Annotated in this window: 18 protein-coding genes; 9 read left to right on the top strand and 9 right to left on the bottom strand. The window is 61.7% G+C overall.

The window, feature by feature from the left end; genetic code table 11:
- Positions 1-60: 60 nt before the first annotated feature.
- From IEV58_RS04570 to IEV58_RS04555, 4 genes are all read left to right on the top strand, one after another.
- Positions 61-1458: a glutamine synthetase family protein gene (locus IEV58_RS04570; protein ID WP_188408488.1), complete on the top strand. Its 1398-nt coding sequence runs from the start codon at positions 61-63 to the stop codon at positions 1456-1458.
- Positions 1459-1467: 9 nt separating this feature from the next.
- A complete protein-coding gene (locus tag IEV58_RS04565; protein WP_188408487.1) occupies positions 1468-1662 on the top strand; it encodes a hypothetical protein in 195 nt (64 codons plus the stop codon).
- Positions 1659-2939: an NAD(P)/FAD-dependent oxidoreductase gene (locus IEV58_RS04560; RefSeq protein ID WP_188408486.1), complete on the top strand. Its 1281-nt coding sequence runs from the start codon at positions 1659-1661 to the stop codon at positions 2937-2939. The genes IEV58_RS04565 and IEV58_RS04560 overlap by 4 nt, the downstream gene beginning before the upstream one ends.
- Positions 2940-3053: 114 nt before the next feature.
- Positions 3054-3569 carry a hypothetical protein gene (locus IEV58_RS04555; protein ID WP_188408485.1) on the top strand — a complete coding sequence of 172 codons (516 nt, stop codon included), beginning with the start codon at positions 3054-3056 and terminating at the stop codon, positions 3567-3569.
- Between the two features lie 49 nt (positions 3570-3618).
- Here IEV58_RS04555 and IEV58_RS04550 read toward each other — a convergent pair whose 3' ends face one another.
- Together IEV58_RS04550 and IEV58_RS04545 are read right to left on the bottom strand one after the other, a co-directional pair.
- On the bottom strand, positions 3619-5184 hold the full coding sequence (locus IEV58_RS04550; protein WP_188408484.1) for a DHA2 family efflux MFS transporter permease subunit: 1566 nt from the start codon (positions 5182-5184) through the stop codon (positions 3619-3621).
- 20 nt (positions 5185-5204) lie between these two features.
- On the bottom strand, positions 5205-6383 hold the full coding sequence (locus tag IEV58_RS04545; RefSeq protein ID WP_188408483.1) for an HlyD family secretion protein: 1179 nt from the start codon (positions 6381-6383) through the stop codon (positions 5205-5207).
- Positions 6384-6494: 111 nt separating this feature from the next.
- Between IEV58_RS04545 and IEV58_RS04540 the strand changes: the two genes are divergently transcribed.
- Both IEV58_RS04540 and IEV58_RS04535 read left to right on the top strand, forming a co-directional pair.
- A complete protein-coding gene (locus IEV58_RS04540; protein WP_188408482.1) occupies positions 6495-7112 on the top strand; it encodes a TetR/AcrR family transcriptional regulator in 618 nt (205 codons plus the stop codon).
- 332 nt (positions 7113-7444) lie between these two features.
- A complete protein-coding gene (locus IEV58_RS04535; protein WP_229729181.1) occupies positions 7445-8011 on the top strand; it encodes a MarR family winged helix-turn-helix transcriptional regulator in 567 nt (188 codons plus the stop codon).
- A gap of 98 nt (positions 8012-8109) precedes the next feature.
- Here the strand turns inward: IEV58_RS04535 and IEV58_RS04530 are convergent, their stop codons facing one another.
- Positions 8110-9144: a LysR family transcriptional regulator gene (locus IEV58_RS04530; RefSeq protein ID WP_229729180.1), complete on the bottom strand. Its 1035-nt coding sequence runs from the start codon at positions 9142-9144 to the stop codon at positions 8110-8112.
- A gap of 98 nt (positions 9145-9242) precedes the next feature.
- The gene (locus tag IEV58_RS04525) at positions 9243-10568 is read right to left on the bottom strand and encodes a TIGR03808 family TAT-translocated repetitive protein (RefSeq protein ID WP_188408480.1); all 1326 of its coding nucleotides are present in this window, start codon (positions 10566-10568) and stop codon (positions 9243-9245) included.
- Positions 10569-10828: 260 nt separating this feature from the next.
- Between IEV58_RS04525 and IEV58_RS04520 the strand changes: the two genes are divergently transcribed.
- Both IEV58_RS04520 and IEV58_RS04515 read left to right on the top strand, forming a co-directional pair.
- A complete protein-coding gene (locus tag IEV58_RS04520; protein WP_188408479.1) occupies positions 10829-11785 on the top strand; it encodes a Bug family tripartite tricarboxylate transporter substrate binding protein in 957 nt (318 codons plus the stop codon).
- A gap of 160 nt (positions 11786-11945) precedes the next feature.
- Complete coding sequence (locus IEV58_RS04515; protein ID WP_188408478.1) at positions 11946-13307, top strand: esterase-like activity of phytase family protein; 1362 nt, start codon at positions 11946-11948, stop codon at positions 13305-13307.
- A gap of 72 nt (positions 13308-13379) precedes the next feature.
- Here the strand turns inward: IEV58_RS04515 and aceA are convergent, their stop codons facing one another.
- Positions 13380-14675, bottom strand: a complete 1296-nt coding sequence (gene aceA, locus IEV58_RS04510; RefSeq protein WP_188408477.1) for an isocitrate lyase — start codon at positions 14673-14675, stop codon at positions 13380-13382.
- An 81-nt stretch (positions 14676-14756) separates the two neighbouring features.
- Positions 14757-14984, bottom strand: coding sequence for a hypothetical protein (locus IEV58_RS04505; RefSeq protein WP_188408476.1), 228 nt, complete (start codon positions 14982-14984; stop codon positions 14757-14759).
- 128 nt (positions 14985-15112) lie between these two features.
- Between IEV58_RS04505 and IEV58_RS04500 the strand changes: the two genes are divergently transcribed.
- Positions 15113-16516, top strand: a complete 1404-nt coding sequence (locus IEV58_RS04500; protein WP_188408475.1) for a helix-turn-helix domain-containing protein — start codon at positions 15113-15115, stop codon at positions 16514-16516.
- A 40-nt stretch (positions 16517-16556) separates the two neighbouring features.
- Here the strand turns inward: IEV58_RS04500 and IEV58_RS04495 are convergent, their stop codons facing one another.
- The 3 genes from IEV58_RS04495 to IEV58_RS04485 form a co-directional block, all read right to left on the bottom strand.
- Positions 16557-16856, bottom strand: a complete 300-nt coding sequence (locus IEV58_RS04495) for an I78 family peptidase inhibitor (protein WP_188408474.1) — start codon at positions 16854-16856, stop codon at positions 16557-16559.
- 177 nt (positions 16857-17033) lie between these two features.
- Positions 17034-18947, bottom strand: a complete 1914-nt coding sequence (locus IEV58_RS04490) for a putative bifunctional diguanylate cyclase/phosphodiesterase (protein WP_188408473.1) — start codon at positions 18945-18947, stop codon at positions 17034-17036.
- Positions 18948-19336: 389 nt separating this feature from the next.
- A complete protein-coding gene (locus IEV58_RS04485) occupies positions 19337-20134 on the bottom strand; it encodes a hypothetical protein (protein ID WP_188408472.1) in 798 nt (265 codons plus the stop codon).
- Positions 20135-20140 lie beyond the last annotated feature (6 nt).

Here is a 20140-nt window from a genome sequence, read left to right as displayed (position 1 = left end):
CGGCTCAGGCAGTGTGCAGGCCCACCGGAGGCCCGCTCCTGCGGCGCACGAGGCTGATATATGGCGAAGAAAAAGAAGGCAGATAAAGGGGTTGGCAACATCCGGGGCGTGGCGGACCTCGAGGAGGCGCGCTCCTGGATCAAGGCGCGCGGCATCGAGGAGATCGAATGCGTGGTGCCCGACCAAGCCGGTGTGGCCCGCGGCAAGATCATGCCGGCGTCGAAATTCTTCACCAACCCCCTGATGGCCCTGCCGAGCGCCATCTTCCAGCAGACGATTTCCGGCGAATATCCCGAAGATGAGGTCATCACGCGGCAGAACCCGTCGGACAACGACATCGTGCTGGAGCCCGATTTCTCCACGCTGTCGGTGGTGCCCTGGGCGTCCGATCCGACCGCTCAGATCATCCACGACAGCTATCATCAGGACGGCCGCCCGGTGGATATTGCGCCGCGCCAGGTGCTGCGCCGTATCCTGGAGCTGTATGAGCACAAGGGTCTGAAACCGGTGCTGGCGCCGGAGATCGAATTCTATCTCGTCAAACCCAATACCGATCCCGATTATCCACTGGAGCCCCCGATCGGCCGCTCCGGCCGGCCCGAGATCGGCCGTCAATCCTATTCGATCCAGGCGGTCAACGAGTTCGATGACCTCTTCGAGGACATCTACGATTTTTCCGAGGCCCAGGGCCTGGAGATCGACACGCTGATCCATGAGGAGGGCGCGGCGCAGATGGAGATCAACCTGCGCCATGGCGATCCCCTCGTCCTCGCCGACCAGGTGTTCCTGTTCAAGCGCACGATCCGCGAGGCGGCGCTGAAGCACAACATCTATGCCACCTTCATGGCCAAGCCCATCGCCAATGAACCGGGCTCAGCCATGCACATCCATCAGTCGGTGGTCGATGCCAAGACGGGCAAAAACATTTTTTCGGAGGACGATGGGCGACCGACGCCGGAGTTCTTCTCCTTCATCGCAGGCCAGCAGAAATATCTGCCCCGCGTCATGGGCATCATGGCGCCTTACGTGAATTCCTACCGGCGCATGACCCGCGCCTCCACCGCGCCGATCAATGTGGCCTGGGGCTATGACAACCGCACCACGGGTCTTCGCGTGCCTCCGTCGACACCCGATTCGCGCCGCGTGGAGAACCGGGTTCCCTCGTCGGACGCCAATCCCTATCTCGTCATCGCCGCCTCGCTGGCCTGCGGTTATCTCGGGCTTCGGGAGGGACTCTCAGCGACCGAACCGATTGACGGCTCCGCCCAGGAGCTGGATTTCGACCTGCCGCGCGGCCTTCTGGAAGCCATCGCGCTGTTTGAGGAATCCGATGCTCTGGTTGAAATCTTCGGCGAGACCTTCGTCGGCACCTATTCGGCCATCAAGCGTGCGGAATTCGAAACCTTCATGCGGGTGATCAGCCCCTGGGAGCGGGAGTATCTGCTTCTGAACGTGTGAGGTAGCGTCATGATCGGCATGGTCAGCCGGCAATTCCGGCGCCTTTGGGGAGCGCTGCGCAGCGCCCCGCGCGAGCGGGCAGAGCATTACGACAAGTGGCAGGAGCTTGCCGAGCGGAAGAAGCGCCTTGACGCCATGGCCGCCGCGCATCAGGCAAAACAGCAGGTGAGCGCGTCCCGGCCACCAGAAGACCTGTCGCCGTGAAGTCGCCCCGATCGGACAGCACGCCGACCTGGTATGAAGCGGGACTTCCCGCGCCTCAGCGTCATGCGCCGCTCGGCGGCGATCGCGCCGCGGATATCGTCGTGGTGGGAGCGGGGTACACCGGCCTCGGCGCGGCCCTGCACCTGGCGGAAAGGGGCCGCGATGTGGTGGTGCTGGAGAAGGCCGCCGTCGGTTCCGGAGCATCGGGGCGCAATGGCGGACAGCTGCACACAGGCCAGCGGCGCGAGCAGGACTATCTGGAAAAAACCGTTGGAGCCGATGACGCCATGCGGCTTTGGCGTTTGGCCGAGGACGCCAAAGCGAATCTCAAGGAGCTGATCGCGCGCCACAACATCGACTGCGACTGGCGCGAGGGGCTGGTGGAGGCCGAGCACCGGAAGCGGTTCGTCCCCGGCGCGCATGCCTATGCCCGACACCTGCGGGACCACTATGGCTATGACCAACTGGAAACGCTCGACCGGGATGCACTGCAGACCTATGTGCGCTCCGATGACTATCACGGCGGGGTGCTGGACCGCGGAGCGGCCCATCTTCATCCGCTAAAGCTTGCCCGCGGCATGGCCGAGGCCGCTGTCCGCGCTGGCGCAGTGATCCATGAAGACACCGAGGCGCTGGAGATATCGCAACAGGGGGGCGTCAGCGTGCGAACGCCGCACGGCACCGTGCGGGCGCAGCGGCTGATCCTGGCGGGAGACGCCTTGATGCGCGGGCTGGATGATCAGGCGGACAGCTGCATCCTGCCGATCGCAAGCACCATCGGCGTCACCGCGCCCATGGGCGAGCGGCTCAAGGACTTCCTGCCGGCGCTGACGGCCGCCTTCGACAGCCGCTTCGTGGTCAATTACTTCCGCCCGACGCCGGATGGCCGTCTCCTCTTCGGCGGGGGCGAGTCCTATTCCACAGAGCCTGTCGCCAATCCTGGACGACTGGTCCGCGCCGCCATGAAAAAGGTGTTTCCGGCACTGGCTGACGAACCCTTCGACTATGCCTGGAGCGGAGTTGTCGGCGTCACCACGACGCGGCTTCCTTTGGTACGCCGGATGGGCAACGCGGTGTTGGCTGCCGGATATTCAGGTCAAGGGCTCGCCCTTGCGCCCTACTTCGGCCGGCTCATCGCCGAAGCGGCCGATCAGGCCGATGCGCGTTTTGACATGCTGACACGGCTGCCCACGCCAGCCTTTCCGGGCGGCGCTCATCTGCGCTGGCCCTTGATGGTCGCCGCCATGAGCTATTTCGCTTTGCGCGACAGGCTTTGATGCTTACGAGTGCCTTACAAAAGCCGCAGGCCGTTCAGAGACCATTCAGCATAAGCGCCTATCATGGCGTCCAAGGAGCACTCGCCGAGTGCTCGGGTGAGAAAGAATAGATCGATGCGTACATCTCGCTTTTTCAAATCAGCCGTCGCCGCCGCGATGCTGTCGGCCATGACCCTTGCCGCCACGGCACCCGTCGAAGCACGACACGGACGCAACGGTGCGGCCGCGCTCGGTGTCGCAGCCGGCGCCGCCATTGCCCTCGGCGCGCTCGGGCTTGCTGCCAGCGCCAATGCCGCTCCCCCGCCTCCGGGCGTCTACGATGCACCTCCTCCGCCCCCCGGCGTTTATCTGGAGCCACCCCCGCCGCCTGCCACGGTCTATGTGCCGGCACCGGTCTATGGCGAATCTCCCGATGAAGCGGTCCAGGCCTGCCATGAGGGAATCGAGACCGCCGCGCGCCAGCAGGGCGCCTATCGCGTCCATCTCAATCGCGTCATGAATGTTCGCCCGCGCGGCGACGGTCACCGCGTCCGTGCCGAGATGACCGCCTATTATCGCGGTTACGCCCGCACCTCGCTGGTGACCTGCGAGACGGCCGACGGCTATCTCGTCAGCGCCCGCGCCAGCTGATCATCGACTTTGGAGTGGAAGAGGCCCCGGTGGAGACGCCGGGGCTTTTTTAGTGCGCCGGAGCATCTCCGGCTTCCGCGCGTGGCTTGCTTACCAGCGGGATCAGCAGCACCATGACTGCGAAGATCAGCCCCATGATCAGGAAGACATCGGCAAAGGCCATGACCAGCGCTTCGCGCCGAACGATCTGCGCGAGCTGCTGTACGGCCGCCAAATCCGCGTTGGAATCCAGGGCTCCCTGAAGGCCGAGAGCCATGGTGTTGAGGCGTTCCACCGCCACATCACGCCCCCAGGACACGCTGTCGTGCAGCCGCGTGAGGTGCAGATCCCAACGATCATTGAGAATGGTCGTGATGCCGGCGAGCCCGAAGGCGCCGCCGATGTTGCGCATGAGGTTGAAGAGGCCGCTGGCGTTCTTGATCCGGTCGGGCGGCAACGTGCCGAGAGCCAATATGTTGATGGGCACCATGCACATCATCAGCGAAACCCCGCGCAGCGCCTGCGGCAGGAAGAGTTCCCAGAAGCTCCAGTCCTTGGTCAGTGGCGCAAGCTCGAAGGAGGATATGGCGAAGCCGATCAGCCCGCATGAAATCACCAGGCGGGGATCGAGCTTGCGGCCAAGGATGCCCACCACGGGCGCCGCCAGAAACATGAAGACGCCGGTGACGAAGACCGTCTCGCCGATCTCCAGCGCGTTATAGCCGCGCACGCGGGCAAGATAGAGCGGGTAAAGATAGGTCAGGCCATAAAGACCGATGCCGAGGATGAACGTAAAAAGGGACCCGACCGCAAAGTTGCGGTCCTTGAAGGCCGACAGATCGACCAGCGGCACATCGCGTGTGAAAGCCCGAAAGAAGAAGATAGCACCGCCGATGGCGGTCAACAGAGCAAACAGACGGATTTCATTGCTCTCGAACCAGTTCTCGCTGGATCCCTCTTCGAGCAGGAACTCCAGACTGCCGAGGAAGATCGCCATGGAGGCAAGCCCAATGTAATCGAAGTGCTTGAGAAGACCGAATTCCGGCTTGTCGAAATCAACGAGGTTCCAGGCAATCAAGGTGGCGATGGTGCCGGGCACGATATTGACCAGGAACAGCCAGTGCCAGGAGAACAGATCGGTGAGATAGCCGCCGACGGTCGGGCCGATGGTCGGCGCCAGCGTAACCGTCAGTCCGACGACCGCCATGACCGGGGCCTGAGCCCTCTTCGGGAAGATGGTATAGGCGGCTGCGAAGGCCGTCGGGATCATGCCGCCGCCGATGAAGCCCTGGATCGCGCGATAGCCGATCATTTCAGGCAAGGTCGTCGCGGTGGCGCAGAGGATGCTTGCCAGCGTGAAGCCGGCCGCCGAGGCCGAGAACAGGATGCGCGTCGACAGCGCCCGGGCGAGAAAGCCCGAGAGCGGGATCATGATCACCTCGGCGATGAGGTAGCTGGTCTGCACCCAGGAGATTTCTTCCGCGCTGGCGGAGAGGCCCGCCTGGATCTCCGAGAGCGACGACGACACGATCTGGATGTCCAGGATCGCCATGAACATGCCGAACACGAGGGCCGAGAAAGCGATCAGCTTCCGAGTCGTGACCTGAGGCTCCGGCGCGGGCGGGTTATGAGCCATGGGCAGAGCGCTTCCGCCGCTCAGTTATTCTCTTGGGGAAGAACACCATGAGGATCGGCCGTCACCACGACGGACAAACCTGGCCGCAGCATGCCTTCGGCCGCCACATCCTCCGGCACACGCACGCGGACAGGCACCCGCTGCACGATCTTGGTGAAGTTACCGGTGGCGTTTTCCGGCGGCAGCAGACTGAAGACGGCTCCCGATGCCGGCGCTACGCCTGCAACTTCGCCGCGAATTTCACGATCGGGATAGGCATCGATTTCGATCTTCACGGGCGTGCCGGGCTTCAGATCGGCGATCTGCGTTTCCTTGAAGTTGGCGTCGATATAGATCTCTTTCAGCGGCACCACAGCCAGAAGTCGCTTGCCAGGCGTGACGTAATCGCCAACCGCGACCGCCAGATTTCCAACAACACCATCCACCGGTGCACGCAGGGTGGCGCCATCGAGATCGCGCTGAGCCCGGTCCCGAGCAAATTCCAGCTCTCTGAGGCCCTGCTGTGCCTCCGCCTTCTGTGCGCGAACGACGTCGCTGTCGGCCTCGGCTGCGGTGATACCGGCAACGGCCTGCCTCTGCGCCGCGACCGCGCGGTCACGCGCAGCCTTTGAGGTTTCCAGGCGCTGCCGGCTGGCATAGTCAGAGGCCGCCAGGGTCTCATAGCGTGCATAATCGGCTTGCGCCTGTTCCACATCGGCGTCGGCGGAAATCTTCTGGGCCTTCGCCTGCTCGACCGAGGCCTCGGAGGAGGCCACCTGACGGTCGAGCCGCTCCAGTGTCGCCCGCTGGCTGGCAATCCGCGCCTCTGCACTATCAAGCGCCAGCTGGTAGTCACCCCCGTCAAGCACCACCAACGGCTCGCCGGCTTTCACAGGCTGGTTCTCAGCGACCGGCACGGACGCGACGTAGCCGGTGACCTTGGGGGCGATGATGGAGAAATCCACGTGCACATAGGCATCTTCCGTGGAAACGAGATAACGGCCCACCGTCAGCCACTCATAGCCGAAATAGAGCGCGGCCAGTGCCAGGATGCCGCCGATGCCGATCAGCACATAGCGTCTGACCGGGCGTTGTGGCTGCCCGTCATTCCGCCGATCGGTCTTTTCCTTGCGGATAGGTGCAACGACAGGGCTGCGGCTCGGCGCTTCGGCGATCTCGCCGCCGTCCGCCTGACGTTTGGCTTCGTCTTCCGTGCGCATGGCGCACCTCCCGAATTGACCGAACCGTTCAGTCAGGCTTGACATAAAGCAGGCAGCGCAACTAAGTCAATATGACCGAACCGTTCGGTCACTGACTTTTCAGGACCCGTCATGAACTCCCTTCCGCCGTCGCCTGATCGCGACAAGAAGCTCCAGATCCTGGAGGGCGCCCGCTCCGTCTTTCTGGCCAAGGGGTTCGATGGCGCCAGCATGGGGGAGATCGCCCGGGAAGCCGGCGTCTCGAAGGGCACGCTTTATGTCTACTTCGAGAGCAAGCAACTCCTCTTCGCGGAACTTGTTTCGTCGGAAAAGCGGCAATCGGCCGAACAGTTGTTCGAGCTCGACGCCGAAGACCACGATGTGGCCCGTGTTCTGGGGAAACTGGGCAACAGCTACCTGGAACTGATGCTTCGTCCGGATCATGTGGCATCGCTGCGTGCCGTCATCGGCGTGGCGGAAAAATTTCCGGAAGTCGGTCAGGCGCTTTACGATGCAGGGCCGCGGATCGGAATTCAGCGTCTCTCGGGCTATCTCGCCCGTCAGGTCGAGGCCGGCATCCTTGCCATCGAGGACATTGAACTTGCCGCGACCCAGTTCCTCGGCATGCTCATGAACTGTGGGGTCACTCCCACCATGCTGGCCAGCGCACCACCGCCCGGCAAGGAAAGGCGCAAGGCGATCATCGACGGTGCTGTCGCCGTCTTTCTCGCGGCCTACGGCGCCGGGTAAGTTCCGCCGCTCGCGAGTACGTCTCCCGTCTTCCAAAGCATATTACCGAATCGCCTCGAGCCGGCGCCGCAACGCGCGGCTTGCGGCAGTGCACAAAATTTCCTTCTCAAAATTCAGGCAAACTGCCGTAATTTCATCGCCGCCAAGAAAAGGACATAACCGCCCCATAGCGTCACGCCCTCGTGAACACCGTGCTCTCGTAAAGTAAAACGGAAATGTGACGTGCCGATGGAAGGCAGCGACATGTTTCAACGCAAATAGAAGATGGGGCAACGACCGATTATCTGGAAAGTGTTTCGAATTTCACTTTATCAAAAATGGGGAACCACGCGATGATACATAAGGCAATGGGGGCGTTCGATGCGGGCGCGCCCAATGATGATTGGGCGGTCACCGCCATGCCCAATGCTGCAGTGCAAAGCGCTGACAGCGATTCGGCGTCCAGTTCCGTGACCCATCTGGAGCTTGTTCGGCTGGTGGAGCGTGTCAATCGCCGATACGCGGATCTTCTGCGTGTCGAACTCACCCGCCTGGGCATCGATGATGTCTCCTGCGCGCAGGTGATGCTCCTGTTCACCATCGGCGATGACGAACTGACGGTGCGCGACCTTCTGGAGCGCGGCCATTACCTCGGCTCCAACGCCTCCTACAATCTGAAGCAGCTTGTGGAAGGTGGCTATGTCGACCGCAGCGCATCGCAGCGCGACAGGCGCTCGGCACGCCTGCGGCTGTCGGAGAAGGGCCAGCAACTTTGCCGCTCCCTAGGTGTGGTGGACGAGACGTATCATCGCCTGATCGCGCGCGATGAAGATGAAATTCGCGATCTGGAAACGACCTATCGGACGCTGCGGCGGCTTGAACTGATCTGGACCAGCACGTTGCGCTACGGCGAACCCTGACTGATGGGCCTGGGACATCGACTGGATAACTGCGGACTGGTCCGGTCGATCGCCCCGCCGCTCCTCCGGGCAGCGCCGAGACGCGCTGCCACTGTTCCTCAGACCCGTTTATCGACTTTGATCAAACCGCCCAGATGAGGGCAAAGCGCGCGCACCTCCGGCAGGATATTCTGCTTCAGGATTCCCACCGTGGATTTGAAGATCTTGTCCATGACCTTGTCGGACTCGCCTTCATGGCCGACCAGGCAGATTGCCCGCTGCATGTTCGCGTTGGGAAGTGGCAGGCATTGCAACGAGGAAATATGGTGCCGTGCTTTCAACAGCGCTAGGGGCGTTGCGATCGACCAGCCCAGCCCTCCGGCAACCATGGCCATCACGGCCTCTATCGAGCTGAATTGATATTTGTTCTTCGTGCGGACGCCGTTGTCGCCAAGATAGCGATCGACCTCCTCTCGCATGTGAAGGCTCTTGCTATAATGAACGAAGTCCAGGTGCTCTGAGAGCTTGCCGATATCATCCCCTGGATCGGGTGCCGCCTTGGGCAGGACAAGACAATACGGTTCCCTGAGGATGAAACGAACAGCAAGATTGGCATGGCGCGCAGGATCATCGGAGGTGATGATCAAGTCCGCCCGATGCTCCAGGACCGCGCTGATCGATGTCTCCTCCGCGCCCGATTTCACGGACCAGTTTGACGCGATGTCGCCAAGGTCATTGATCAGGTGGGGGATCACCGTCGTCGCGAAGGTATCGATGACGCCAAGGCGCAACAGCGGAAGCTGAGCCTGGGCCGAAAACCGCAACGCATGTTCAAGCTGCTGCGTGCGCTCGATGATCTCGCCTGCATGCTTTAGAATAAGGCGCCCGGTCATGGTGAAGGCAGGCGGGCGCAAGCTTCGATCGAACAGCCTTTGACCCAGAGAATCCTCGAACGCCTGCATGGCCTGCGAGATGGCTGATTGCGTCAACCCGAGCCGCTTTGCCGCCCCACTCAGGCTGCCTGTCTCGTCGATCGCAGTCAGGATGTTCAAAAACCGGAGCGAGATGAGCGAAGCCGGAACAGACTGAAACTTTTCTTGCGGCTTTATTGCCGAACGTGCCGCATGTGCTGGCACGGCCTTTGTCGTTCCCATTTGCTTTAGAACCTTTACAGACGAGCGGGTACTTGCGCCGATTTCTATTCCTTAAAGGAGACGGCAAAGCCCAGCAAGTCTGACCTTATTCCAAAGTATTAGGCGGCACTGTTATCCCGTACCGTCAGGCGCGGATCGACGGAGACGCCCGCGCGCGCGAGATCGCCTGTCTTCACATCGTCCCATGCGAAGCCGAGAATGGCGCCACGGCGTGCGCCGGCAATGGTGTTGCCGATGATGCTGGCGCGACCGGCGTCGGGCGCCACCGATACCCCGATCCCGACTGACACGTCGCGGACGATATTGCCGTGGGCCGCAACATCGCGGAGATAAGGTCCCCAGCCGAGGTTGATGCCGATGCCTTCGGCACCCTCGACCACGTTGCCGGACATGACCGTGTCGGCTTCAGCGGAAATCCCATAGCCATAGCTGATCTTGCCGGTTTCGGGGTCCGGCCTGCGGAAGACATCGCGCACGAGGTTGCCCTGAACGGTGCCAAGACGGCCGCCATCATTGAAATTGGTGATGGAGATGCCGGCTGCGGCCCGTTCGATGACATTGCCGACAACCACTGCCCCGGAGAAACCGAACTCCACGAAGATCGCGACCTCGCCCATGTTGCGGGCCATTGTCCCTCGGATCGAAACATCGGAAGAGGCGTTGGCTCTGACAGCCGTATAAGCGCAGTCGCCGGCCTGCGTGTCCGCGACCAGCACGCCGCCGGCGCGGAACAGATTGACGGCATTACCGTTCTGGCCGGAGCCCCCCGCGTCGGCACGAACGCGTTCGATCATATTGCCGCGCACCAGCGTACCGTCCCAGCCGCCAGACGAGCGCCAGACCTGAATGCCGTTGTTGCCGATGTCGGTCATTCGACAGCCTTCGATGATCAAGCCCGTGGCGTCGAGACTGAAGATGCCGGTGTTCGCAATGTCGCGAAGCGACAGGTCGCGGAGCCGCCCTCCGCAACGCAGCAGCCGGACGCCGCTGCCCGGAGACCGCGCCACCTCGAGCCGCTGCAACGTGATGTCTCCGACATCTTCGGCCGTTAGCAGGCCGGCATCGTCGGCCGCCGCGCCGCCCCGTGCCTCCAGGGCGAGACTCTCGATGCTGATTCGTTTCGCTTTCTCCGCGATCAGGATCGGTGAGGTTCCACTGCCATGAAGCCGCGTTGCACCGGGCTCTCCGATCAGCCGCGCACCATCCGGCAGTCGGACGCGCTCGGCCCTGTAATTGCCGCCAGGAAGATAAAGCGCCTCGCCCGCCGCCGCCGCGCCGCGCAGAAGGCGCTCCAGAACATCCGATTGATCATTGGTGGCGCCGGGCTTCAATCCCAGCTTCGCGCCATCCAGCGCCCTGGCGCCGGAGGGCACCGCCGCGAGAAACCCGGCAGCGGCGCAAAGGACAAGGCGGCGGTTCGGCATGAGCGGCATCCGACGTGAAGATGATGGCGATCTCAGTATGTCGTGCCCGGCTTGCCAGCGCGTTACCCGCCCTACCGAAACGAGAAGCCAGAGCTGTCGCAGACCGAACAGTCCAGATTGTAGACTGTTGACGTTTCGCCGACGCCGTGCTGCCTTAGGGGCGGCCGAACATGGCCGCTTGTGCTCTCAGAGTATAGCTTTCGGAGAAAAGCATCGAGAGGGCCGGAACGCGCCACGGCGCATCAAGAGGGAGGAATTCCATGAAATGTCTAATAGGGGCTGCCCTGGCAGCCTTGTGCCTGACCACCGCGGTTGCGGCTCAGGACTATCCAACACGGGCGGTCACCATCATCGCGCCGTTTGGAGCCGGCAGCGGCACCGACGTTGTCGCCCGCATCTTCGCGGAACGGCTGGAGGCGGAACTGGGCCAGCCCTTCATCGTGGACAATAAGCCTGGCGCGTCCGGGACGATGGGAGCCGGCCTCGCGGCCAGGGCCGAACCTGACGGCTATACGCTGACGATCGGTGGCACATCGAGCCATGCCGCGAGCCGCAGCCTGATGAAGAATGTTCCCTATGACCCGGTGAAGGACTTCGAGGCCATCGCGGGGCTCGGCGAATATCCGTATTTTCTGCTGGTCAACGCCAAGGATCCCTATACCGATCTCAAGAGCCTGGTCGAAGGCATCAGAAAAACCCCCGGTGAAATGACCGTGGGCTATGGCAATGCACTGGGTCAGCTTTCGGGATCTGTCTTGAAGGCTGAGGAGAAGCTTGACCTCACCATCGTTCCCTACAAGAGCAGCCCGGCCGCCATCCAGGATCTGCTGGGGCAGCGCATCACCTTCATGTTCAACGATCTTGTCGCCGCGCTGCCGCAGGTCAAAGAGGGATCCCTGCGCATCCTCGCCGTGACAACGGCTGAACGAACGCCTTTGATGCCGGATGTGCCAACGCTCAAGGAAGCCGGTTTCCCCTTCTTCAGCATCTCTGCCTGGAGCGGAATTTTCGCGCCTAAGGGCACCCCGCCCGAGATCATCGAGAAACTCCGGCAGGCGCTGATCAAGATCACGCAGCAGGACGACGTGAAGAAGAAGCTCGCCGATATGGGGTTTGCCGTGCGGGAGGATCATAGCCAGCCCTTCGGCGATTATGTCGCCGCCGACGTCAAGCGCTGGGCCGAATACACCAAGACGGCTGGCATCGAGCCGCAGTGACAACATCACCTCCAGCCCTCTTCCGAGAGGCTGGAGGTTTAATGTGCGCGCGGCACGCCTGCCCGGCATCCCCGTCATGGGATCGTCGCGGATCCGAGACGTGTCTGTCACGGTTGGCGCCTATCCGCCGAGGGCTCATTCCTGAAACAAAGGAGCCCTTATGCTGCGCCGTGTTCTGCTGTCCACCCTTGCACTTTCGGCCTTGATGCTGCCCGCCTCTGCCGAGGAGGTCTTTCGCGCCAAACTGGCCGGGCACGCGCTCCTGCCCGCCCTCTCTTTGGTAACGCCGCCCGCCGACGCCCCGCGGGATGCGTGGATGTCCGGCAAGTTCACGGGCAAGGTGCCCAACCATAACGCGATGTCGGCGCCAGGCGATGTCGGTGCCGCCTATGGCAGCCATCCGACCGGCATCTCGCTGCCCTTCATCGGCCAACCGGTCCAGGGCATGTCGGGCTTCGCCATGAACCGGGCCGGCGACGGCAGCATCTTCACGCTGACTGACAATGGCTTCGGCAGCAAGATCAACAGTCCCGACGCCCTTCTCTTCTTCCACCGCATGAAGCCGGATTTCGACGCCGGCACGGTGGGGCGCGTCGAGACGATCTTCCTGCGCGATCCCGACAGGAAGGTGCCCTTCCGCATCGCCTACGAGGGCACAGAAAGCCGCTATCTCACGGGCGCGGATTTCGATCCTGAAAGCATCCAGTATCTCGATGGAGAGATCTGGATCGGCGAGGAGTTCGGGCCTTACATCATCCGCGCCGCGGCAGACGGACGCGTGCTAGACGTCTATCCGACCCGGCTCGACGGCGCTGTGCTGAGAGGGCCGGACACTCCCGGCACGGTCGTGCCCGCCCTTGCAGGCAGGGATTTCCGCGTCCAGCGCTCCGGCGGCTATGAGGGAATGGCGCTTCAGCCCGGAACCAATCTGCTTTGGGCCCTGCTCGAAAAGCCGATTCTTGGCGAGGACGGAAAACCGGAAGGCGACTTCCTCCGCATCATGACCTTCGACACGGGCAAGAAGGATTGGACCGGCGAAAGCTTCAAGTTCCGCCTGTCCGACGGCGCCACGGCGATCGGTGACTTCAACTTCATCGATGAAAGCCGGGCGCTGATCATCGAACGCGATAACGGCGAAGGCGACCCCAGCCTTGCCTGCGCCGAGGGTGCCGGGGACAAGACAGCCTGCTATCCGCTTCCGGCGCGGGTCAAGAAGGTTGTGCTGGTCGACACCTCGCAAAGGGATGCCGAAGGCTTCATCCGCCGCATCGGCCACATCGACCTGATGAATATCGAGGATCCCGACGGCAAGGCGCTAGTGGAGACCGCCGCTAAACGCGACCTCACCGGCAAGTTCACTTTTCCCTTTTTCACCATCGAAGACGTGATGCGCGTTGATGATACCCATATTCTCGTTGCCAACGACAACAACCTGCCGTTTTCAGCCGGCCGGCAGATCGGCAAGGCGGCGGACAATGAGTTCATCCTGCTTGAAGTGAGCGATCTCCTGAACGCCCGCTAGGGAGCCAAGGAGGCGGGCGGCGCCAGCCGCCCGCCTTCGGAGGTTCAACGAATGTAGCCGGTCTCATCGCCTTCAGTGGAACTGGGCGGCTTCCGTGGACTCGCCCATGGCCGTGGTTGCGCTCTTGCCTTCGGAGACAGCGAGGGAGACGGCGTCGAAATAGCTCGTGCCAACCTCGCGCTGGTGGCGAACGGCGGAAAATCCATGCTGCTCCGCTGCAAATTCGCTCTGTTGCAGCCGGGAATATCCCGCCATGCCGTCCTGCCTGTAGGCACGGGCAAGCTCGAAGGTGGTGAGGCTGACATTGTGAAACCCGGCCAGCGTGATGAACTGATATTTGTAGCCCATGGCTGCGATTTCGCGCTGAAACCGTGCCATGGCGACCTCGTCCATATGCTTGGCCCAGTTGAAGCTGGGTGAGCAGTTGTAAGCCAGTATCTGGTCCGGATGCACCTTTCGGACAGCCTCGGCAAATTTCCTGGCTTCGGCGAGGTCCGGCCTGCTGGTTTCGCACCAGATGAGATCGGCATAGGAGGCATAGGCGATACCGCGGGCGATGGCCGCATCAATCCCGCCCTTCAGGCGGTAAAAGCCCTCCGCCGTGCGCTCCCCCGTGACGAAGGGCGCATCATATTCGTCGATATCCGACGTGATCAGCCGGGCTGCCTCAGCGTCGGTGCGCGCCATGATCAGCGTCGGTACGCCCATGACGTCGGCGGCCAACCGGGCTGCGTTCAGAGTACGGATGAACTGGTTCGTCGGCACCAGAACCTTGCCGCCCAGGTGGCCGCATTTCTTCTCCGATGCCAGTTGATCCTCGAAATGCACCGCGGCTGCGCCGGCTTCGATCATCGCCTTCATCAATTCGAATGCGTTGAGGGTGCCACCGAACCCGGCCTCGGCATCGGCGATGATCGGCACGAAGTAGTCGATGTCGGCGCTCGCCATGCCGTCCGCGCGCTCCATGGTCTGGATCTGGTCGGCGCGTTGCAGGGCCTTGTTGATGCGGCGGATGACGGAGGGAACGCTGTCCACGGGATAAAGGCCTTGGTCGGGGTAGGTGTTGCCCGACGTATTGGCATCGGCCGCCACCTGCCAGCCTGAGAGATAGATCGCCTTCAATCCGGCCTTGACCTGTTGCACCGCCTGATTGCCGGTGAAAGTGCCCAAAGTCGGCACGAAATCTTCCGAATGCAGCAGTTCCCACAAGCGCCGAGCGCCGTGTTCGGCCAAGGTGTGGCGGATCTGCAGAGAGCCCGAGAGCCGCACGACATCAGCGTAGCCGTAAGTGCGGGCGATGTTCTTCCACCGGTCCGGCGCATAGTCCGGCGCGGGAAAGCCCTCGAAACTGCGTGACGTGTCGAGCATGCTCATCTTCTCCTCTGGCATGGCTCCGCCGTCCGCCGGACGGCGGCATGACCGGATCTGGGTTGTACTGGGATCGCCCCCCTAGCGGGCGATGGTGCGCGAGAAGGTCGCCGCCACCAGGTTCTCATCGGCGAACAGCGTCGTGCTGGTGGTGCCGCTCACCAGAGAGAACTGATGCCGGCCTATCCTGCCCGCGATCAGGAAACCTTGCTCGTCAAGGCCGCGCGCTTTGAACTGCGCCATGGCCTCCCCGGCACTGGGGGCGATGATAGTCACATATTCCTCGCTGCCGTTGTCAATCGCGTTCATGGCTGTCTCCTTTGATGTAAAGATTTGACAAGAACGCAGGAAGCGCAAGAATATCCTCATATCTGCTAGGTAAACCTGTAAACTCACGTCAATTTGCGGTTCCAGATTGTAAATCTTGTAAAGGCAATATGATGGATGTCACGGACACGCAGGTTGGAGGGCGCATCAAGAGGCTGCGTCGACAGCGCAAGCTTTCGCAGGCGGACTTTGCGCGGTCTCTCGGAATTTCGGCGAGCTATCTCAACCTCATCGAGCACAATCGCAGGAAGGTGACGGTTCCGCTGCTGTTCTCCATTGCGGGGCAGCTTCGCGTGGAGCCGGGCGAGCTCGTGGACAGCGACGACACGCGGCTGACCGGCGACCTGATGGAAGTCTTCGGTGACGATCTCTTTGCCGACAGCGACATCACCAATCTTGAGATCCGCGATCTGGCACAGTCCATCCCAGCCGCAGCACGAGCGATGCTGAGGCTCTATGATCGATACCGCGTGCTGACCGGGCCGCATGCCCGCGTGGAGGCGCAGAATGAGCCCTTTCACGCCGCGACCGATGCAATTTCCGACTTCATCCAGGAGAACGCCAATCACTTTCCGACCCTGGAAGCCGCCGCGGAACGCATCCGCGCCGACATAGATCGCTCAGGCGACAGGTTCGAGGCTGGACTGCGGACCTATCTGTCCAACGTGTTCGGGCTGGAGGTGCGGCTGGCTTCCCTGCCTCGCGGCATTGCCCGGCACTACGATGCCTCTTCCCGGGAGCTTGCGATATCGGACCTTCTGCCGAGCGAGACGGCGCAATTTTTCATCGCGCACCATCTCGGCGCGATCGCCGCCGAAACGGAAATCCTGGATATCATCGCCTCCTCCGGGCTGCCGGAGGGAGATGCCCCGGTCCTCGCGCGCAATGTGCTCGCGGCTTATTTCGCCGGCGCGCTCATCATGCCCTATGAGCCCTTTCTCCAGGCCTGTCACGACCATCGCTACGATATCGAGCGGATCGGGCGCCGCTTTTCGACAAGCTTCGAGCAGGTGTGCCATCGCATGACGACGCTGCAGCGCAAGGGCGCGCAGGGAATTCCGCTGCATCTGGTGCGCACCGACATTGCCGGCAATATCAGCAAACGTTTCTCCCTGTCCGGCATCCACATCCCGCGCCATTGGGGCGCCTGTCCTCGCTGGAACATCTATTCCGCGTTCCTCGCGCCTGAACGGATCAATGTGCAGGTCAGCCAGATGCCAGATGGACAGCGCTACTTCTGTATCGCCCGGGCGATCACCAAAGGCGGGCACCGTTACAATGCGCCCCGCAGCTATATGTCCATCGGACTTGGTTGCTCCGTGCACCATGCCCAGGCCATGGTCTATGCCGACGGCATGGACCTCTTCGGAGACGGACAGGCGGTTCCCGTGGGCGTCAGTTGCCGCATCTGCCCGCGCATCGAATGCGGCCAGCGCGCTCATCCCCCGGCTGATCATCGCTTCACCCTGGACGACACGTCCCGTCCCGGAAGCATCTACGCTCGAATGCAGTGATGCGGCTTCAACCGTGATCTGTGCTCGGGCGGCCTCAGATCTATCCGCATGTCGCCCGAACGACGCGCCCGTCGGCCGGATCTGTTTCGATGGTGACGCGATTGTCTCTGTAGTCCTGCGTGACCGGCTGGCCGGGCGCGATCTGGCGTACGATGGTCGCACCTGTCAGGCGCATGGCATCGGCATCGGTCGGCTTGCGCTCGCCGACAAGACGTTGCGCGGCTTGCGCGTCGCAGACGCCCGATGTCGCAGCCGGGGCTGAGCAGCTCGCCGTGACGCTGGCAAGCGTCAGCAGCACCACGGGGGCAAGGACGGGCGATTTCAGACGTTCATAGCGCATCGTACGATCCTTCAAAGCGATCACGGCCAGGCGTTCAAACGCGGGACTAAACGCCAAAGGCGGCGCATTTCAGGTCGTCACTAGCGGCAACGGGTTTAGGCGCCATTTTTGGGCGCCACTAAAAGCGCGTTGTCAGATGGTCCAGGCGCCGGAGTTGGCGCTCGCTAAGCCAATCCGCTATCGCGGCCCGACGTGCTCTTTCATCAATAGCTCAAGCGCCTTATCCATAGGAACCGCCTTGGAGAACAGGTAGCCCTGAGCCGCCCTGCAGCCAAGCTCCTGAAGGAGGTGCCTGTCGGCTTCCGCCTCGACGCCTTCCGCCGTGATCTCGATTCCGAGGCCTTTTCCGATGTCCATCACCGCCTTGACGAGCAACTGGTCATCGGGAGATTGCGCCAGTCCTCGAACGAAGCCCTGATCGATCTTGACCTTGTTTATGCGCCGGTCCTTGAGCGAGGCCAGGGTGGAGAAGCCGGTTCCGAAATCGTCGAGGGCAATGGAAATGCCGGCATGCGCGATACGGGCAAGCTGTTCGTCCACCCTGTCCCCGTCCACCGGGGCTTCCTCGGTGATCTCGATCTCGAACATCGACGCGGGAAGACCGCGCCTCTCGAGGCCGTCCAGTATCAGATCATCGAGACGACCGTTTTCCAGTTCGCGCGGAGAAACATTCATCGCGACGCGGCAGTTGCCGTGCCCGGCTTCCGTCAGACGAGCCATCAAGTCGCAGCAGCTGCGAAACACCGTATCCGTCAGAGCATCCATCATCCCGATTTCGCGGGCGATCTCGATGATCTCGGGCGGAGCGATAGGGCCATGGGAGGAATGAAACCATCTGAGCAGTGCCTCAAAACCGATGATCTCGCTTGTATCGAGCCGGACGACCGGCTGGAACCATAGTTCGATCTTGCCGGTATCGATGGCACAACGCAGATCCCGCTCGATGTGCTGACGGCGCTGAATCACGTCTTCCAGCTCGTCGTCAAACTGGCGGAACTCGTTCCGTCCATGGTGCTTCGCTGCATAAAGAGCGACATCAGCCCTCAGAAGCATCTCCGTCACTTTGGCACGTTTGGACAAATATATCCCGATACACGCTCCGACCTGGACCGACGCAAAACTGGGAAAAGGTCTGGCAATCTTCGCGATGATGTTGGTTGCACGATCACTCGGCGACAGCCTGCCCGCCGACACAGGGTACACCAGGAGGAACTCGTCCCCCCCGATCCGGGCAAGGGTCCCACCCGGAGGCACCTCATCCTTGATCCGTCCGGCGATGCTGGAAAGGACGTCGTCTCCCGCCTTGTGGCCATATGTGTCGTTGACGGATTTGAAGCCGTCGAGATCGATCAGCATCGTCACAAAGGGCCCGTCAGCCTCCCTGAGACGGTCGATCGCCTCCTCCAGCCCGCGCCTGTTGAGCAGGTCCGTCAGCACGTCCTTTCGGGAAAGGCGCTCCATTTCGCCGGCTGTCCGCTCCGCTTCATGTCTCAACCGGCTCGTCTCGCGGAAGCGGGCCTGCCCAAGCAAAGCACCTCGCACGAGCCCCGCGAGAAAGAGCAGAACCGCGAACGCCAGCAGATAATCCTCGATGCTGCCCCTGATCGCCACGGCTGCCGAGGTGGCAAGCAGGGGTGGCGTGATGAAGCAGATGGCAACCGCGGCATATGAGGTGGCATATGTGACCGCCCCGGCGCAGATCCCGGTCAGGATGATCAGGTGAAGCGGCGACTGTGGGATCGTGTATCCATCCGTCAGAACGACGATGAAGGACCACACGACGCCGGATATGAGGGCCAGCGCGCTGAAAAGATGAAGCTGCTGTTTCGGGTCGCACAAGCGGCGGTTCCAACCCGTTCCATCCGGCTGTGGGTCGTAAAACGCCAGGATGAGACGCACGCCGTTGATTGCTGTGACGATCAGGAACCACATTGTGGCCAGCAGGCCGTGTCCCGCGATCCATTGCCCAGCAAGGATCAGCACGGACAGGATGCTCGAAATCGGCATCGAAACAGGAAGGCCTGCCTTCAGGTCCTCGAGTTGATCGGCACGGATTCTGCCTTCGAGTGCATCGCTCCGTGCTCCGGTCATTTCAGCCGTCGTTGTGCTTATGTAGACCAACAAGACCTAGCAGGCCGTACTGAAAGTTACGTTAACATCTAGATCAATGGCTCACCCCTTGCCGTCCTGTGCGCTCCGACGGCGGCCTCCGCGAAATCGCTGTAGTAAAGGGAAAGAGCGTCGGGGTGCCAGACAAGACACCGCCCATGCCAATCTTGGCAACGATGACAGCGCTTCATGCGCCGTTGGTGCTGCTGAGTTGCGCCCACCCGCCGAGGACCCCTGGCAAAATGGATCTATGCCGGCAGCCGTCGCAGCGAGTCAGAAAATTCCTGAGTTTCAACAAGATAAGTGGCGCGCCGGACAGGACGAAACTGGGAACTGCTATGCCATTGTCTGCATTATATAATTCGAAGATGCTACTTTCTTGTCAGGTCGATGAGCGGATAGCTCAGTATGAAGCTCTCTCCATTGTCGAAATCCGGAGAACGCAGGTCAAGAGGCCCGCGCCAGTAATGGACCCCTTCTTCGTCCAGTTCGAAAATTCCAAAAGTTTGGAACGAGCGCCCTTTGAAATAGCCATACTGTAGTTTGCCGCCGACACCGATGATGCCGGGGTCATCAATGACCGTCTGAACGACGTCGAGAATTTCTCGGCTGGACGGCACATGGCCAAGGCCAAGGCCAGCAATATGCTGATTGGCAGCTGTGGAACCGCTGCCGAAAAATATAAATTCTTGATCATCCTTCAAAATCTCCTCGAACGAAGATTGGTTCTGAAGGTCTGTGCTGAGGCGGAAAGCCCGGAGTTTCAACTGCACTGGGCAGTATCCGGCCAGCACTACAGTGGACAACCCCTTCTCGAAAATTTGCTCACATAGGGTCCGCGAGATCGTGCGGTAAGCCCGATATACGAACTGGGCTATATTGGCGAAACTTGTATCGGTGTAGCCTGGTACAGCTTGCATATGCGGAAGAATCTCGGTGATCGCTTCGCGCACAAAGAGCGCGCCAGAGGCACTTCCAGCGAAACACATTCCGATGTCGCCCTCAGCAACCTTATCGGCAACGCCCCGTTCGTCCGTGGGGCCTACTACCCGAAACGGTGCCCGCACAACCTTTATGGCGATTGGGGCAAACGTCGTCCCGAGCGACAGTTCAGAGTCGGATGCTAAGTGGATTGTCCCATCGCGACGCCAGGCTGCGCACAGAGTCATGAGTTT

The organism is Agaricicola taiwanensis (assembly GCF_014635245.1).
Classification (GTDB): Bacteria; Pseudomonadota; Alphaproteobacteria; order Rhizobiales; family Methylopilaceae; genus Agaricicola; species Agaricicola taiwanensis.
This window is presented reverse-complemented; position numbering and strand designations above follow the sequence as displayed.